The 16,315-nt window shown below is 36.8% G+C and carries 17 protein-coding genes; 6 read left to right on the top strand and 11 right to left on the bottom strand.

Annotated elements, in window-relative coordinates; genetic code table 11:
• Nucleotides 1–211: 211 nt before the first annotated feature.
• Entirely contained in the window at nucleotides 212–415 is a 204-nt protein-coding gene (locus A3GQ_RS27540) for an ATP-binding protein (RefSeq protein ID WP_245596888.1), read from the top strand.
• 180 nt (nucleotides 416–595) lie between these two features.
• On the opposite strand, the gene asnB is transcribed toward A3GQ_RS27540, so the two are convergent.
• Complete coding sequence (asnB, locus tag A3GQ_RS0121770) at nucleotides 596–2,488, bottom strand: asparagine synthase (glutamine-hydrolyzing) (RefSeq protein WP_028778808.1); 1,893 nt, start codon at nucleotides 2,486–2,488, stop codon at nucleotides 596–598.
• Nucleotides 2,489–3,212: 724 nt separating this feature from the next.
• Here asnB and A3GQ_RS0121775 point away from each other — a divergent pair.
• On the top strand, nucleotides 3,213–3,395 hold the full coding sequence (locus A3GQ_RS0121775; protein ID WP_028778809.1) for a hypothetical protein: 183 nt from the start codon (nucleotides 3,213–3,215) through the stop codon (nucleotides 3,393–3,395).
• Nucleotides 3,396–3,674: 279 nt separating this feature from the next.
• On the top strand, nucleotides 3,675–4,280 hold the full coding sequence (locus A3GQ_RS25345; protein WP_037465889.1) for a hypothetical protein: 606 nt from the start codon (nucleotides 3,675–3,677) through the stop codon (nucleotides 4,278–4,280).
• Between the two features lie 35 nt (nucleotides 4,281–4,315).
• Here A3GQ_RS25345 and A3GQ_RS0121785 read toward each other — a convergent pair whose 3' ends face one another.
• The 7 genes from A3GQ_RS0121785 to ppaX form a co-directional block, all read right to left on the bottom strand.
• Nucleotides 4,316–5,464 (bottom strand): epoxide hydrolase family protein, encoded by a 1,149-nt coding sequence (locus A3GQ_RS0121785; protein ID WP_028778810.1) that lies wholly within the window; start codon nucleotides 5,462–5,464, stop codon nucleotides 4,316–4,318.
• 130 nt (nucleotides 5,465–5,594) lie between these two features.
• On the bottom strand, nucleotides 5,595–5,780 hold the full coding sequence (locus A3GQ_RS0121790; RefSeq protein WP_028778811.1) for a hypothetical protein: 186 nt from the start codon (nucleotides 5,778–5,780) through the stop codon (nucleotides 5,595–5,597).
• 78 nt (nucleotides 5,781–5,858) lie between these two features.
• The gene (locus A3GQ_RS0121795) at nucleotides 5,859–6,971 is read right to left on the bottom strand and encodes a hypothetical protein (protein ID WP_028778812.1); all 1,113 of its coding nucleotides are present in this window, start codon (nucleotides 6,969–6,971) and stop codon (nucleotides 5,859–5,861) included.
• A 73-nt stretch (nucleotides 6,972–7,044) separates the two neighbouring features.
• Nucleotides 7,045–7,965: a COG2958 family protein gene (locus tag A3GQ_RS0121800; RefSeq protein ID WP_211227755.1), complete on the bottom strand. Its 921-nt coding sequence runs from the start codon at nucleotides 7,963–7,965 to the stop codon at nucleotides 7,045–7,047.
• 176 nt (nucleotides 7,966–8,141) lie between these two features.
• Entirely contained in the window at nucleotides 8,142–9,173 is a 1,032-nt protein-coding gene (fni, locus tag A3GQ_RS0121805) for a type 2 isopentenyl-diphosphate Delta-isomerase (protein WP_028778814.1), read from the bottom strand.
• Between the two features lie 59 nt (nucleotides 9,174–9,232).
• Complete coding sequence (locus A3GQ_RS0121810; protein WP_037465939.1) at nucleotides 9,233–9,613, bottom strand: globin domain-containing protein; 381 nt, start codon at nucleotides 9,611–9,613, stop codon at nucleotides 9,233–9,235.
• A gap of 22 nt (nucleotides 9,614–9,635) precedes the next feature.
• A complete protein-coding gene (gene ppaX, locus A3GQ_RS0121815; RefSeq protein ID WP_028778816.1) occupies nucleotides 9,636–10,289 on the bottom strand; it encodes a pyrophosphatase PpaX in 654 nt (217 codons plus the stop codon).
• A gap of 522 nt (nucleotides 10,290–10,811) precedes the next feature.
• Between ppaX and A3GQ_RS0121820 the strand changes: the two genes are divergently transcribed.
• Both A3GQ_RS0121820 and A3GQ_RS0121825 read left to right on the top strand, forming a co-directional pair.
• Nucleotides 10,812–11,177, top strand: a complete 366-nt coding sequence (locus tag A3GQ_RS0121820; protein ID WP_028778817.1) for a hypothetical protein — start codon at nucleotides 10,812–10,814, stop codon at nucleotides 11,175–11,177.
• Between the two features lie 378 nt (nucleotides 11,178–11,555).
• A complete protein-coding gene (locus tag A3GQ_RS0121825; RefSeq protein WP_028778818.1) occupies nucleotides 11,556–12,665 on the top strand; it encodes an ABC transporter ATP-binding protein in 1,110 nt (369 codons plus the stop codon).
• Nucleotides 12,666–12,886: 221 nt separating this feature from the next.
• Here A3GQ_RS0121825 and A3GQ_RS0121830 read toward each other — a convergent pair whose 3' ends face one another.
• Complete coding sequence (locus tag A3GQ_RS0121830) at nucleotides 12,887–13,471, bottom strand: LysE family transporter (protein ID WP_028778819.1); 585 nt, start codon at nucleotides 13,469–13,471, stop codon at nucleotides 12,887–12,889.
• Nucleotides 13,472–13,582: 111 nt separating this feature from the next.
• Here A3GQ_RS0121830 and A3GQ_RS0121835 point away from each other — a divergent pair, with 111 nt between their 5' ends.
• Nucleotides 13,583–14,137 (top strand): helix-turn-helix domain-containing protein, encoded by a 555-nt coding sequence (locus tag A3GQ_RS0121835; protein ID WP_028778820.1) that lies wholly within the window; start codon nucleotides 13,583–13,585, stop codon nucleotides 14,135–14,137.
• Between the two features lie 37 nt (nucleotides 14,138–14,174).
• Here the strand turns inward: A3GQ_RS0121835 and A3GQ_RS0121840 are convergent, their stop codons facing one another.
• Together A3GQ_RS0121840 and A3GQ_RS0121845 are read right to left on the bottom strand one after the other, a co-directional pair.
• A complete protein-coding gene (locus A3GQ_RS0121840) occupies nucleotides 14,175–15,002 on the bottom strand; it encodes a carbohydrate ABC transporter permease (protein ID WP_028778821.1) in 828 nt (275 codons plus the stop codon).
• Nucleotides 15,003–15,015: 13 nt separating this feature from the next.
• Nucleotides 15,016–16,311, bottom strand: coding sequence for a carbohydrate ABC transporter permease (locus A3GQ_RS0121845; RefSeq protein ID WP_028778822.1), 1,296 nt, complete (start codon nucleotides 16,309–16,311; stop codon nucleotides 15,016–15,018).
• Nucleotides 16,312–16,315 lie beyond the last annotated feature (4 nt).

The following is a 16,315-nucleotide window of genomic DNA, read 5'->3' on the forward strand; positions in this document are numbered from 1 at the left end:
CTTCTAACTGCATGGGACGGGCTGATGAGACAGCCCTGAACTTGGGAGTTGCACAAAGCAGAAATGGAGTGAGTGCGCTAACTACCTAAGAATCCCACGACTTTAGTCGTGTGGAGTCTCAATAGAATGGAACCATGATCAAGATCATGTTCATGCGTTGTTCCAAGCACACCCTAAAACAGAGCTTTCTCTGACGGATCATCCTTCATTGGTGCATGATGCTTACGAATGTGCCATAACTTATCATGATAGTTTTTCTGATATCCGAAAGGAAAGGCAAAATAGTATTGTTTTGCTTGGTGCTCCTGGAAGTGGAAAAACACACCTACTTACTTCTATTGCAAATGGCTTTCTAGATCAGGGGATCGGAGTGATCTATTTTTCGTGGGTTGAGGGAGTTTTGCAATACCTGTGAAAACAAATGAAGTTTTTCTTTGGTGGTTATCTGCACAGAAAACACGCCATCCTTTCTTTTTTATAATCTCAAAGAAAGAATAGCGTGTTTTTTCTGTTTGGGGGATTTTTTTGTTTTTCGCTTGATGGATATGTGTCACTACCCCTATAAGTAAGTAGAAAATTTATATATTAAGACCAACTAATTTAAAACAAGTTCTTTTTTCGTTATTTCTTGGAAGCTATATTTGTTTTCCATATAGACTTGATGCCAGATCATAAAAATCAAAATAGTCCAAATTTTTCGGCTATTATCCATTTTCCCCTTACAATGTTCTTCAAGAAGTTTAATGATTGCATCTTTGTTAATTAAATGATCCACTTGACTTTCTTTAATGATGTTTAATGCCCAATCATGCATCTCATTTTTTAACCAGTGGCGGATCGGAACAGGAAAGCCAAGTTTTTTACGGTTTAATACGTGATCTGGAACAATTCCTTCTGCAGCTTTACGTAAAATGTATTTTGTCGTGTTGTTTGATGTTTTAAAATCAGTTCCAATTTTAGAAGCCACTTTAAATACTTCTTTATCTAAAAATGGAACGCGCAGTTCCAAGGAATGAGCCATCGTCATTTTATCTGCTTTTAAAAGAATATCTCCCCTGAGCCATGTGTGAATATCAATATATTGCATGCGATTAACTGGTTCATAGTTCTTTATTTCTGCATAGAGTGGTTTTGTAATGTCAAGATAATTCATGTCATTTTTATACCATTTATAGATGTTTTCTTTTTCTTTTTCATTGAACATTTTGGCGTTGCCTATATAGCGATCTTCCATAGGTGTACATCCGCGTTCGATAAAACTTTTTCCTGTTACACCTTCTGGGACAATATTCGAAATCTCTTTTAATGCAGCTTTGAAATATGTTGGAATTTTGTTAAAAATAGCTAGATCTTGTGGTTCACGATAAATGTTATAACCACCAAATAATTCATCTGCACCTTCACCTGAGAGAACAACTTTTACATGTTTTCTTGCTTCACGAGCAACGAAATACAGAGGAACAGCTGCGGGATCAGCCAGTGGGTCATCAAAATGCCATATGATCTTTGGTAGTTCCTTCATATACTCTTCTGGGGATATCACATAGTTAATGTTTTCAATTCCTAATTTTTCTGCCGTTTCTTTTGCCACATCAATTTCACTAAATCCGTTTTGTTCGAAACCAACAGAAAATGTTTTTATAGTTGGATTAAACTCTTTTGCAATAGATGTAATAATAGATGAATCAATTCCTCCTGATAAGAAAGAGCCAACTGGTACATCACTTCGCATATGAATTTTCACCGAATCAATCAATACATCACGGATTTCCTTTACAAGCTTATCTTCTGTTGATTTTACAGGGATAAAGGAAGCTTTCCAATAACGATTGAGTACTATTTTTTCACCGGCTTTTTTGGTGAAATAATGACCAGGTAAAAGCTTTTTAATTCCATCGGACATTGTTTCTGGCTCCGGTACATATTGATATGTTAAGTAGTGCTGTAATGATTCATCGTTAATAATGTCATTTTTTATTGACAAAATAATGCTTTTCTTTTCCGAAGCAAAATACGTTCTATCTGGGTTTTCCATATAAAAGAAAGGTTTAATCCCGAATGGATCTCTTGCCCCAAATAAAACCTTTTCTTGCTTATCCCAGATTAGGAAAGCGAACATTCCCCGTAATTTTTCAGGAGTTTTTTCTTTTTGAACACTGTATAGAGCAATAATTACTTCTGTATCAGAGTTTGTCTTAAATTGAAAACCTTGCTCGACAAGTTCGTTTCTTAGCTCAACATGGTTATAAATTTCCCCATTAAAAATAATCCAGTAACGCTCATTTTCATAAGATATAGGCTGGTGGCCACTTTCAATATCAATAATACTTAAACGTCTAAATCCAAAGCTAATATCATCATCGTGAAAATAACCTGAATCATCCGGGCCCCTATGAATAATAATAGTATTCATATCTTCAAATAACTCTTGAAACTGAAAATCTCTACTTTCGACCTTTTCATGGAAACATCCTATAAATCCACACATAAAACTATCACCTGCTTTTGAATTTTCATAAATTCCAATATATGATTGCATTGCCCCTCAGGCTCCGTTTGCTGGTTCTAGGTCTGATAGGACATTTTTATTTTAAAGATCTGAAAAAAAAGAAAAAGGGTAAATATCTGCTAGGAAATTTCCTCTTTTTTGTTTTATTTCTTCTCTCTACTTAATTTATTGTATAAATCATTTGTTTCGAATATATAAACCGTGTGTTTCCTAAATGTAACTAAACTTTGGTCAATTGGTGAATAAGAGGTGGTGGAAACGGTTTGTGTTCTGATCCATTAGAAAGGGGATGTCCCAAGATAATTTCCATTGTGCCATTCCGAGTGGATGGGTAAAAAAGCAGTTACTTTGCGGTTTATGGTAAGAACCATGTCACCGACAGCACGAATGAAACATAAGAGCAATTATGTTTACTCATTGGCAAATCCAATCATCAAAACAGCCCATTTATGAAACATAATTTACTCTACTTGAACAAGTTCGCTTACAAATTTCACCAACATTGCTCGATATGTATGACGTCCTATCTTGTTGTAAAAAGCACAAAGGTCATTCCTCCCCTATATATACACTTTGAAAATAAAAATTTAATAATAACGAATTAAAACAATCCGATTATTCAGGATTGTTTTAATTTTTGAACTATAATGTTAATACGAAAAAGGTTTGAATCCGATGAACTCCCGATCAGAAGAGGGACGGCATGTCTCAGATGAACAGTGGCTCCCAGTCTGCGGAGTTGAGCACTGAAGAGCTCATCCTCATCGATGGGTTGAAGATGTACCTTTGCTACCTCATCACTGATAGGGAGCTGGAGAGCATTCCATTCGGCCAAATAAAACTTTATTTAAATGAATGGAAATGGATACACACAAATGAATTCTAAGTGCCAAAATTCCCTGTGATACCGGATGAGCATAGTCTTGGATTAGTGAATATGAAGCTTTGATTTTATTCTAGAATAGTAAGGTGAAGGTGATGGTTAACAGAAGCTTTCTGTCTCTGTTTTTTTATTGCTGGATTTTATCAAGGGGGATTTTTTTAGTAGATATTGATATGATAATATTAATATTAAGTATAGTTGTTGTATCATTATATTTGGATATATTGTAATATGGTGTTTATATGTGCTTATAAAAGTATAATGGAGGAGATTGTATTACATATGAGCAGTCTTACTAATCTATCTAAAAATGCAGTCCGTGGAGCGGCCAATGGTGTAATGTTTATGACTTTTTTTGGTGCTCTATGGGCATCGATTGGTATTGTTGGGTCGCGTAGTTTATGGGAACCATGGTTACTTATATTTTCTGGTATCATTACTTTGCTACTATTAATAGGATCGCTATTTTTATTTGGTAAAGGGCGTAATCTGACGAATTCAACAAATCCAGAAGAGAAGGAACATTGGAAAAAGGTAAATCGGAAATTTAGTTTGGTTTTTGGACTAGAGGGAGTAGCAATCCTCATTACAAGTGTTATTTGCAATGTAACAAACCATTTTGAAGTCTTCTTCCCTATTGTTGCAATCATTGTGGGAGTCCATTTCTTTCCCTTAGCGCAGTTGTTTCGGGTATCTTTTTATCATGTTACAGGTATCATTCTCTGCGTCTTAGGAATCATAACTTTCTTTTTACCAATGAACGCAACTATAAATGGCGTAACATTGGTTGCTTCATCTGTTTTTATCGGTTTTGGATCTGCTTTCACATTGTGGATGACAGGACTAACCATTTGGATAACTACAATGAAACAATTAAATACAAAATAACAAAAAGAGAGCAGATGGAATGCTCTCTTTTTGTTTTAACGGAGTTCCTGAAAAAAGGAAACTACATCATTTATCCATACATCTGGTATTTCTAATACGGCATAGTGACCGCCCATGTCATAATCTGTCCAACGGACGATGGTGTTTGTTTGTTCTGCATATCTACGTATTGCTACATCTTCACTAAATACTGCCACACCAGTTGGTACTCTAGAGTTTATTTTCGGTGCCCAAGCATTTGGATCATGTGAATTTTCATAATAGAGGCGAATAGATGAGGCCGCAGTACCTGTGAACCAATAAACCAAGAAATTCGTCAAAAATGAATCTCTGTCAACAGCATCTATGGCATCTCCAAAGCTAGTAAATAACTCACTTATCCAGGTGAGTAATCCTATTGGTGAATCTGAAATGCCATATGCTAATGTCTGGGGACGATGAGATTGAATAAAGTTAAAACCAAAGTGTTCAGACATAAACCTTTGCAATCGTTCTAGTCTTGTTTTTTCTACATTTGTGAAAGTAGCCAGATCGGTAGGATTCACAGGTCCCATAGGAATAAAACCCATGGTAGCAGCATTCACATGGAGACCAATTACTTTATTTGGAGCGATTCTCGCAAGTTCAGGTCCGATAATAGCACCAGCATCCCCACCTTGTACGCCATATTTTTCATAACCTAAACGATCCATAAGACCAATGAATGCTTTGGCTATCCGTGTATTATTCCATCCTGATTCTTTTGTTGGTCCTGAAAATCCGAATCCGGGTAAAGAAGGGATAACAAGATGAAATGCGTTTTCGGGTTTGCCACCATGTGCTCTCGGATTTGTTAATGGATCAATCACTTTAAGGAACTCGACAAACGATCCAGGCCAACCATGTAAGAGAAGTAGTGGTTTTGCTTGTTTTTCTTGCGATCTCACATGTAAGAAATGAATGTTTTGTCCATCTATTTCTGTCGTGAATTGCGGATATTGATTGATTTGTGCTTCATGTTTTCGCCAGTCATATTCATTTAGTAAATATTGGATATGATTTTTGGCATAATCTTGTGTGGGCCCTGAATGCCAGTCTGCGTTCTTCCATTCACTTGGAAAGATAGTTTTGTTTAAGCGCTCGAATAGATCTTCTATTTGTAATGATGGAATATCAATTTTAAATGGCTTGATTTGCATTTCCATTCCCATTCCCCTTCGCTTGTTGATATACCTATCATACAACGCTTCACCTGACAACAAGTGTCAGTGAAAAGAGGGAGTAGTTCTTCGATTTTTCACGAAAAGAACCAGCTAATAATAGCTGGTTCTTTTTTTATTCTTTCTCGTTCCAAGGCTCTTTCCCTTGTAAATTCTCTGGAAAGATGATCATACCATCATGAACTTCTAAAACAACTATTTCAGATTGCTGGTCTATGATGACTACCCGTGGATAAGATTGATGATGCATCCCTACATAATTAAATACTTCGGCTTCATCCTCTAAATCTACTGATATCATGCGTTCCCCATCTTCTGTAAAACAATATCCTGTAAAAATAGGAATCTCTCCTTATTTATTCATTTTGCATCCAATGTCTTATGCATTCATGGATCGAATATCAGCTATCATCTGTTGGATTTGGCTGTGAACTTGTTCCGGAGAAAAAACTTCAACTATCTCTATGCTTGGTTTTAATGCCTCGTGTACAGGAATACAGAAAGATACATCCCATGAACGGCCTCCCAGCATATTTTCACCTAAAAGGACAACAGGTACACCGTTATATTTAGGAACATGATGCAACGTTCCTTCTCCAAATAACCAATTACCAACAGGAACAGACTCCAGAAGCTGTCCTTCATCGTTCAATGCTCCATAGTCATAAAATCCAAAAAGAGCATGATCTTGTAGTTGTTGATTTTGTTCTGGCATTTCTTCGCCTTTTGCGATTTGAATTGCAGCTTCATTGCGTATAAATGACGTGAACGAAGGATGGAGACGAAATTGTTCTACAAATTGATCTTGTAGTAATGTGAAGAAATGAAAGTTATTTTGCACCATGTCTGCTTTTATTTTGAGTCCGGTTTGACTCTCTGGATGAAGGACAATCATTTCCAAGTCATCTACGCTATGAATGACCTGTCTTAAATAATAAAGGTTATCGACATCGTCCTCTAGCCGGATTACTTGCTGGATGAGTGGTCCGTTTTGACGCAATTCAAATCTTGCTTCTTTGACTCTACAGATGGAGGTCATGGTTGCTAGTACGACAAAAGATGCTGTAATACTTGCTTTTACAGCGTCTTGGTTACGATTAAACAGCAGATCCAGATCGTTTGAAGATAATGATTCTGAGTCTAGTCCTTCCTTTTCAATTAAAGCTAAAAAAGCCTCAGTTGCTGTTAAATGTTTTTCTAGTTGTTCCACAATTGCCTGAACGATTATTTTAGGATTTCCACCAAATTCAATGAGACTACCACAAATAAGAGTTGCGAGTCCCTTTTTATACACGTCTAGTTCTAATGGGAGAACTTGTGCAATATTAGCAAGTATTTCATCCAAATGGGTGGGGTTCTCAACCGCAAATCGAAGTAGCTGTTCCAGTGCTTGTTCCTGAAATGCCGTTTGATCTTGTTTTAGGTCTTTCCTATTTGTAATTGGTATATGTAAGTATTCGATAAAGCTATGTATAACCTCTTGGGCTGTCATAAACACTCTCCTAGGTGTCAGGAATAATCATTTATTGAAGGAATCGAATTTTGGATGAAATATGATGATTTTCCTATTTTTTGATCATAGATAAAAGTTGATCTCGTTCATAGATTTTATCATAAAGAGAGGTAATGATCTCCTTATTCGTTAAGTCATTTTTTACCCGAATCGTAAACTTTTTAAAATCCGGATTTTCTTTGCAAAGTTTGTTGATTGTTTCCCAGTCCATGTCTGCTTTGAATTTGGCAGCGAAGATTGTTTCTGAAGCGTCAGGATCATCAATATTCAACCGGATAATTCCTATTCCAAAAGCAGAAGAGAGACGCCGAAGCTCATTGTAAAATTCCTCATTTTCTGATATTTTTGCAGCGACCAAGTAACCTTCGTTTGCCCAAGAGGAATTGGAGACAGCTTGAAAAAATGATTGTCTTAGATTTGCAAAAGTGATTTCTTTTTTTATCTCAAAAGAATAGAGTTTTACAAGTGGACTTCCTAGTGCAGTGCCAAGATTAAGTGTTTCTTGTTCCCATTCATTGATGGGAAAAGAGACCCCCACAAGATCAGGATGTAACCATTGTGTATATGTTTTTTTGGCTGATTTTTCGTGATAGATTGTTTTGGTGTATATTCTCAAATAAGTGTGAGCGTAATAGGCAAGTAAAGGATGTAAATCTCGTTCGTTGTATTTGGTTTTCTGCGGTTGTTCTATTTCTTTTGAAAGATCAGAGATAGAAACCGAATCCATTAGTTCTTTTAAAAAGAATTTAGTAGGTTTGGAATCAATATGAACAAAAGGTGTGTTTTTTGGTTTATCTCGCATGCTGATATAGATTTGTGCTCCAATAGAAGCCCAAGGAGTTTTTCCTTTTGAATTCAAGTTTTGACTCCAACCGTTATTTTCTGCATAATGCCATATTTCTTCCGTTGTCATCGGTTTTTTTGTTTCGCTAAGGATACCTTCAGCTAATTGTAAGAAGGTTATATTTTTCATCATAAACCTCGCTTGTTTCTAGGTATAATAGTATATATTTCGCTTTCTTCTTATATTTCCTTTATTCAGGCTTCTAGAAGTCCTTATATTTGTTGCTTGAGTTTTATACCAAGAGAGGAAATCCGAGATTGGACAGCAAAAAATCCGTTACAAGAAGCAACGGATTTGCATGTTCGTTATTTTATTTTGTGAATGGATGTTTGTTGAAGAGCTTGAATCGAATTCACACCTACTCCAAACATGGCTAATTTTAATTCGAGCTCAACTTGTTCCATCTTTTCGATTAATTTAGCAGGATTATTTACAGCATCATCTAACAAGTACCGACCAAAGCCCGCTAAATCGGCTCCAAGTGCAATAGATTTAGCAACATCTACCCCATTTTTAAGGCCTCCACTTGCAATAAGTGTTCCTTTGGGTGCTTTATTGCGGATATCCACAATACAATCAGCAGTTGGAATACCCCAATCGAGAAACGCCTTTGCTGCGTTCTTTAAAATAGGAGTAGAACGAAAGCTTTCTACTTGGCTCCAGGATGTACCACCAGCACCAGCAACATCGATAAAGTGAACCCCACAATGATACAATTGCTTTGCTATCTCACCGTGTATACCCCATCCGACTTCTTTAACTCCAATCGGAATCTGCAAAGTGTTACAAACGGCTTCTATTTTGTGTAGAAGACCTGCAAAATTAGTGTCCCCACTTGGTTGGAAAGCTTCTTGCATGGAATTAAGATGGAGGATGAGTCCATCTGCTTCGGCAATTTCCACGATCTGACGACAATGATCAGAATCCAAGCCTCTGTTTAATTGGATGGCACCTAAATTTACAAGAATAGGTATATCTGGTGCATAGGATCGCATTTGAAAGGTAGAGTGCGTTTCCGGATTTTCAATAGCAACACGCATCGAACCCAGTGCTAGAGTCCATCCTCTTGCTTGGGCTGCTGTGGCAAGTATGCGATTGATCTCGCCTGTTTCTTGTGTTCCTCCAGTCATGGAACTAATGAGTAATGGGGTATTTGTATCTCTGTTTAGAAAATTGGTAGAGAGGGAGATGGAATCAAAATCAATATCTGGCAGAGCTTGATGTAAAAAACGATAGTCTTCAAAGCCAGTTGTTATCCCTTTCCCTTGTACATCTTCTTCTAGAACTATTTTTACATGCTCCGCTTTTCGTTGTTTTGTATTTTCCTGAGGTGTCATTGTATATTCCTTTCTCTTTCTATATTCACTTTTCGCTGTGATTTATTATTTTTGATTTATTATTTATCTGTGATTTCTTGATTGATCATATGATAAGCAGTCATTACAAGTCTAGACCACATTTCATCTCTAATTTGGTCATCTATTCCCACTTCTTGAAGGGCAGAAGCCATACAAGCTAACCAAGCCTCTGCTGTTTTGGGGTAGATCGGAAAGGGGAGGTGCCTTGCACGTAATCGTGGATGACCTCTTTTTTCGGTATAAAGGGGGGGGCCGCCAAAAAATTGACTTAGAAATAAAAATTGTTTCTCCATTGTATCTGAAAGATCTTCGGGAAATAAATGCCTCAGTTCTGGATGGGCTTGAACACGTGGATAAAAAGCTTCAACGATTTTTCGGATCGTTGATTCTCCACCTATTCTCTCATAAATCGTTTGCATTCCTTTGTTTCCTTTCTGATGCTTAATTATGTATAGGTTCATCCATTCCGATTATCTTCAAAATATCTTGCATATCCTCTATCCAATAGGTAGGCTGGTGGTTTTTCACATCTTCTACATGAAGACTCCAAGATACTCCGGCGGAGTCTATACCGGCACGTTGTGCTGCTAAAATATCATATCGACTATCTCCGACCATCAAGGTTTCTTCCGCTTTTACATTTAATTTTTCCAATGCGAGCAGAAGCATATCAGGGTGTGGTTTATTGTTTGGTGCTTCTCCTGCACAAATAACGGCTTCCATCCATTTATTTATTCCGAATCGCTCTAATCCTTGTTCCACTGCAACCCTTCGTTTGTTGGAAACAACACCCATTGTTATTCCATTTTGATGAAGCTTCTCCAAACAGGAGAAAACGTTTGGGAATTGTTCGACATAACGATCGTGTTCTTTCTCATTAAAAAGACGATAAGTAGCAACCATTTCATCTGCTTGGGTTGGATCAAAAAAATGCATTTGATCTCTAAGTGGTTCACCCATAATAGGCATGACATCTTCTCGCGTAAATTTGTTAGGGCAGTGAATAGTAAAGGTATGCTCAAAAGATACAAGTATCAGTTCATTTGTATCAATGAGCGTACCATCTAAATCAAAAAGTATCGTAGTATATCGCATGTGAAATCACCTCTTCCTTATGGTACTACAAATATAATGTGGTTTTCACATACCTTTGATACGATTGTCTTATTTCTTTTGGAATGATAGATACAGCCTTTAAACAGGATAAGAAGGAATTGAATGAATAGGGAGAGGGGAAGAGGTATTTATTGAATGGTAACACTATTCATTATCGGTTTATTATTTTGTGATTTATAAAAGGTGGCATGTGGCTAAGAAATCTCTCTGAAGCTGAAAAGCCTTGATTTATAAGGGTTTCGGGATATGGAAAAATACAACGTTACTTAGCAAATGCATAATACTTCGCTTACCATAAGTAGTAAGCAAATCACTTTACTTTAGGTTATAACTATTTGCAAGTGGAATTTGAAAGTCGTAATATCTAGCTTTTTTGTTTTATCTCAGGAGATGGGGAGCGAGTAAAAAAGGAGGATAAATACTTGTGTGAAATCATTTATAAACTTAAAATAGAATTAGTCGGTGAACAAACAAACACCGTTTAGAACGTAGGAGTTCTTCGTGAAGAAGCTTCTTTCCTTGCTTGCTTCTACCCCTTCCATCCTTGCGCTCTGTATCCAGGTGGCATTCGGGGTCGGTGACATACGTCTTCCACATGGACAATGTCTGGGCATTCACGGGAGTGTATATTCTCGTCATGGTGGGTCTGGTACTCGTTTCCCAGCTCGTCTCCAAGATGCGGAAGAAGCGGCGGATTCAGAAGAGCGAGCCCAAGTAATTTCGGCGTTCATAGGTGGCTTCTTTGGGACAGTGCAATCTTGCATTGTATCCAGAGGAGCCACCACTATTAATAAAATATCTTTTGAAGCAACAAACACTGGTTGGCTTGCCTCTGTACTTATGGACAAGAGAAACAGATTATATTGAAGTGCCGTATGGTGATTTTAAAAGAATAGATGCAATAGTTGACACTATTAAAGCGTTCAGAAAACAAAAGCAGCAGTAACTGCATAACTAATACTAAAATTCCCTTGCTGTTTAGATAGCAAGGGTTATTCTTTTTACATAACAAATAAAGGTCCCAAGCCTTAAGTTATCATACTGAGTCTTTAAGCTCCTTGTACGTAATTTTTTTCTATCTATCCCAATTCATACTCTTAAACGAATAGTAGATTATATCGTTTTAAAATATTTAATTACTAATAAAATTCTTGTGATATATGGCGTTTTTGTTTATGCTAGAGTTAGCGATAGTTATAGTTTTAAACAAAACTACCTTACGATAACAAAAAGGAGTATTCATCTATGTCAGGAGTACGTTTGAGCCATATTTACAAACGTTTTGGTGATATAACTACCATTAATAACCTGGATTTAGAAATAAGAGACAAGGAATTTCTTGTTTTAGTAGGACCTTCCGGATGTGGAAAGACAACTACCTTACGAATGATTGCTGGCTTAGAGGAGATTTCGGAAGGCGAACTATACATTGGTGATCGACTTGTAAATGACGTTCATCCCAAAGATAGAGATATAGCCATGGTTTTTCAAAGTTATGCTTTGTATCCTCATATGACTGTTTATGAGAATATGTCATTTGGATTGAGTCTGAAGAAAACTCCTAAAAATGAAATTGATACAAAAGTAAGAGAGGCTGCTAAAATTTTAGATATTGAGCATTTATTGGACCGTAAGCCGAAAGCGCTTTCAGGCGGGCAGCGTCAGCGTGTTGCGTTGGGGCGTGCGATCGTAAGGGAACCGGCAGTATTTTTGATGGATGAACCTTTGTCCAACTTAGATGCAAAACTACGTGTTCAAATGCGCACGGAAATTAGTAAACTTCACCAGCGACTCCAAACGACTGTTATTTACGTTACCCATGACCAAACAGAAGCAATGACAATGGGTACAAGGATTGTAGTAATGAAAGATGGAGTCATTCAACAAGTAGACACACCGCTAGAAATCTATCAGCGCCCAGCCAATCAGTTTGTTGCTAGTTTTATTGGTTCACCTGCGATGAATTTTGTGCATGGTAAACTTCGTGAAGAAGGACAACAAATATTTTTTGATACGTACAATGTAAGTGTGAAATTTCCAGAGGGACGAGCTACTGTACTTCGTGACCAAGGATATAATGGGAAAGAAGTAGTACTGGGTATTCGTCCAGAAGCATTACATGATGAACCTGTTGTGATGGATACATTGAAGGATAGTATTTTCCAGGCTAATATTGATGTAGTTGAATTTATGGGTTCTGAGATGTTTCTTTACGTAAGCGGTTTTGGTGACAGCTCACTGACAGCAAGAGTGAGTGCTCGTACCCCATTCGCTCCAAATACATCCATTCAACTGGCAATTGATATGAACAAAACCCATATCTTTGATAAAGAAACAGAAGAACGTGTCATTTAGGCAATAGACCTAGCATTAGAGTTAACTCTATTCTGTATAGTCTAATCATAATAAAAAAATGTAAATAAGAAAGTTCTCAAGCATCACTAATTTCAACCAAAATGAAGAAAGTCAGGATTGCTGGTTTTCGTTATCAAAGTACTACGGAAGAATGCACGAGAAAAATTATTGCATTTCAAAAAATAAGCTGACTCTATATTTCGTCAGCTTATTTTTGTTTGTTATTCTATAAAGATACGAATGGAAATTAACACGAGAGAAAGTGCCATAACTATATTAAAAGGAGTTCTGTATTTGGCTAAAAATGTTTGAAAAACGGAACCAAATAAACTCCAACTAAGCGTTGCTAAAAAACCAAACAGAGCAATAAGTGCTGCAAAAAATATAAGACTCAAATGAGAATGATAGTAAGGGAGGATAAATGTGGTTACTACAGTAATACCGGATAAGATACCTTTTGGGTTGATAAACTGTAATAATATAGCAGTGAAATAAATTCGATCTTGTTTTCTGTCTTTATCTTCTTCTGTAGCTTTACTAGTAATGATTTTATAGGCGAGATAGAGCATGTACAATCCGCCTAAAATGGTCAGGACAAATTGAACATTTGGCATGATGTCTTGTAAGAAAAGATTTAAATAGCAACAGGCTAACATTACAAAGAAATAACCTGTACCAACACCTAAGCAAAATCGAATGGATTTTTTGATACCATATTTGTTTCCGAAAATCATGCCCATGATGTTATTAGGTCCTGGAGTGAAGCTTGTTACAATCACATAGAGTAAGAAAGAAAAAACAGGCATGTAAAACTCTCCTCTAGAAGTATGTTATAATGTCCGACATAGTCACTATAACATATATTACTTTTTATTGTACATGTCGTGCGCAATATTGTATAAAAAGAGGTGCATATTTTGGAAGAATTACACCTGGTTATTGCTAAAAACTTAAAAGCCTTTCGAGAAGGTCGAAGGTTAAGTTTGGAGAAGGTTGCAGAGTTAACTGGTGTGAGTAAGACAATGATTGGTCAAATTGAGAGAGGAGAATCGAGTCCAACGATCAAAACGATTTGGAAAATAGCCAATGGACTAAAAATATCTTTTACTTCTCTCATTCATAATCCACAGCCGGAAACGAAAATAGTCAAAAAAGAGGAACGCAAAAAATTATTAGAATCAGAGGGGAAGTATCGTGCATTTTCTAATTTTCCATTTGAAGATGGTAGAAGATTCGAAATTTATACCATAGAGATTGATGAAGAGGGGAGCTTAGACTCTGAATCCCACCCAGAAGGTACGGAAGAGTATTTAACAGTTTTTGAAGGAGAATTAATTGTACAAGTGAATGATGAATCGTTTGTCATTCAGTCTGGAGATTCTATTCAATTTAAAGCTGATCGTCCGCATTCTTATCGTAATGTTGGGTCGAAGATGACGCGTTTGAGTATGATTTTGTATTATCCTAAATAAAAAATACCACTCCAATGATGAGTGGTATTTTTTATTTTTACTCTTTCACCGCTCCTGAGGTAAGACCTGCTACAATCCAACGTTGGAAGAAAAGTACCAAAACAATAAGTGGGATGGTTACAATGACGGTCGCTGCAGCAATATCCCCCCAAGGAATAATAAATTGACCTTGGAATAAAGCAATTCCAACGGGGATCGTTTTGTACATTTCTTCTGTGTTGATAGTTAGTGCAAATAAAAATTCGTTCCAGGCTGCGATAAAGACAAGGATAGCTGTGGTAAAAGTACCTGGTAATACAAGAGGTACAATTATTCGATAAAATCGCTGGAATGCGGATGCGCCATCTACTTTAGCCGATTCTTCAAGCTCCAGTGGTATCTGCTTATAGTAAGTGGTAAGGTTCCAAATGGCAAGCGGGAGCGCAAAAGTGGTATAAGGTAAGATCAACCCAAAGTAACTATTTGTCCAATCAAATTGTTGGAGAAACAAATAGACAGGTGCTATCGTTGCAATCTGAGGAAACATGGATACTGCTAAAATGACACCAAGTAAAATATTTTTCCCTCTAAATTGTAGACGAGCAATGGCATACGCTGTGAAAGATGCAATAATCAAGCTAAAAGCAGTGGTGATTGTAGAGACCACCGTACTGTTCCATAAATATCGTAGAAATGGTCTTTTCTCATCTGAAAACACATTAATATAACTTTGCAAACCCGGATTGGTCGTATAGAAAGAAAAGGCGTGTTTGCCAAATAACTCCGCAGGCGGTTTGATAGAAGTAATAAATTGCCAGAAGAATGGGAACAGAACAGCGAAGAGAAACAAGCCGACAAAAAGGTAAAAATATATTTTCCGACGCATGCTTGTCCCTCCTTTAATGAGACTGATTATTGTTCATGATGTTTGCACCAAGGAATCGAATATATATAATGCTGATGATCGCAATACAGATGAAACCGATTACAGAAAGAGCGGAACCCACACCAAAGTTCATTTGAGAGAACATAATTTTATATGTAAACAGCGATATGGTTTCGGTTGAATTGCTTCCTCCTGTGAGTACATATACCAAGTCGAAAATTTTGAATGCATCTAGTGTACGGAATAATAAAGTTACCAAAATAGTAGGTTTCAATAAAGGTAGGGTGATCTTGAAAAATTGTTGCATTCGCGTTGCGCCATCGACATGTGCTGCTTCATATAAAGAGCCTGAAATCGTCTGTAAACCAGCGAGTAACAGCAATGTTACAAACGGAGTGGTTTTCCATACATCTGCAAAAATAACCGAAAACATAGACCAAAATTTTGAAGTTAACAAAGTTCCCATATCAGGGATTAAGCCGATACTATGGAAGAACTTTGCCATGATCCCATTTTGTCCATCAAACATAAATTTCCACATTAATGCAGACACTACAGTCGGAATTGCCCAAGGTACCAAAACAGAGGCACGAACAATACCGCGACCGCGAAATTGTCTATTGATTAATAATGCAATAGCAAGACCTAAAACTAGTTCAATAAATACAGAAATAACGGTGAAAATGGTGGTATTCCATAAAGAAAACCAAAAACGAGATTGTTTCATTATGTCTGTATAGTGATCAAAACCAACGAAATTTGGCGTAATTACGGTCTTTTCTATACCATTTAATAATCCTAGTATTCCTTGTTTATCCGAGTCTTTCAGCTTTAATTTCTTTACTTCCGATTGAAGCGCTTCCAATTGTTTGAGTAAAGAGTCCGCTGAGCCTTTATTCATCGCGAAGGTAGCTAATTCTTCCGGTACATTACCATCATCTAGTTGAATGGTATCTACCTGATCATATTGTTTAGCAAAGTTAGGAACTTTTGAAAGACTATCTTTTACTTCCAGTACTTGTTCGTTTAATTGATGGAGCTTTGCTACACTAGGTTGATTTTCCGGCTTTTTGCTTGATCGATCTATTAAACTAACAAGGATTGGATATTTTTCAACAAACCGGTCCATATCCAGTTTATAGCTATTATAGATATCGTTTTTGGAGGGGTCATTCAGTCTGACATCATATAGACTTAACCAAAACGTACGGAGGACAGGATATAACGCGATCACAGTAATAATCAAAACGGCAGGAAAGATAAATAAATATGCTATATTTTTTTCACTGAAACCCCACTTTGGCTTCAAATCT

The sequence above is a fragment of the Shimazuella kribbensis DSM 45090 genome (assembly GCF_000428065.1).
Lineage (GTDB): Bacteria > Bacillota > Bacilli > Thermoactinomycetales > Thermoactinomycetaceae > Shimazuella > Shimazuella kribbensis.

Bases quoted from the DNA above. Each gene is read 5' to 3' on its own strand.
- asnB (WP_028778808.1), bottom strand. From the start codon at position 2,488: ATGTGTGGATTTATAGGATGTTTCCATGAAAAGGTCGAAAGTAGAGAT.
- A3GQ_RS0121775 (WP_028778809.1), top strand. From the start codon at position 3,213: ATGTCTCAGATGAACAGTGGCTCCCAGTCTGCGGAGTTGAGCACTGAA.
- A3GQ_RS25345 (WP_037465889.1), top strand. From the start codon at position 3,675: ATGAGCAGTCTTACTAATCTATCTAAAAATGCAGTCCGTGGAGCGGCC.
- A3GQ_RS0121785 (WP_028778810.1), bottom strand. From the start codon at position 5,464: ATGGAAATGCAAATCAAGCCATTTAAAATTGATATTCCATCATTACAA.
- A3GQ_RS0121790 (WP_028778811.1), bottom strand. From the start codon at position 5,780: ATGATATCAGTAGATTTAGAGGATGAAGCCGAAGTATTTAATTATGTA.
- A3GQ_RS0121795 (WP_028778812.1), bottom strand. From the start codon at position 6,971: ATGACAGCCCAAGAGGTTATACATAGCTTTATCGAATACTTACATATA.
- A3GQ_RS0121800 (WP_211227755.1), bottom strand. From the start codon at position 7,965: ATGAAAAATATAACCTTCTTACAATTAGCTGAAGGTATCCTTAGCGAA.
- fni (WP_028778814.1), bottom strand. From the start codon at position 9,173: ATGACACCTCAGGAAAATACAAAACAACGAAAAGCGGAGCATGTAAAA.
- A3GQ_RS0121810 (WP_037465939.1), bottom strand. From the start codon at position 9,613: ATGCAAACGATTTATGAGAGAATAGGTGGAGAATCAACGATCCGAAAA.
- ppaX (WP_028778816.1), bottom strand. From the start codon at position 10,289: ATGCGATATACTACGATACTTTTTGATTTAGATGGTACGCTCATTGAT.
- A3GQ_RS0121825 (WP_028778818.1), top strand. From the start codon at position 11,556: ATGTCAGGAGTACGTTTGAGCCATATTTACAAACGTTTTGGTGATATA.
- A3GQ_RS0121830 (WP_028778819.1), bottom strand. From the start codon at position 13,471: ATGCCTGTTTTTTCTTTCTTACTCTATGTGATTGTAACAAGCTTCACT.
- A3GQ_RS0121840 (WP_028778821.1), bottom strand. From the start codon at position 15,002: ATGCGTCGGAAAATATATTTTTACCTTTTTGTCGGCTTGTTTCTCTTC.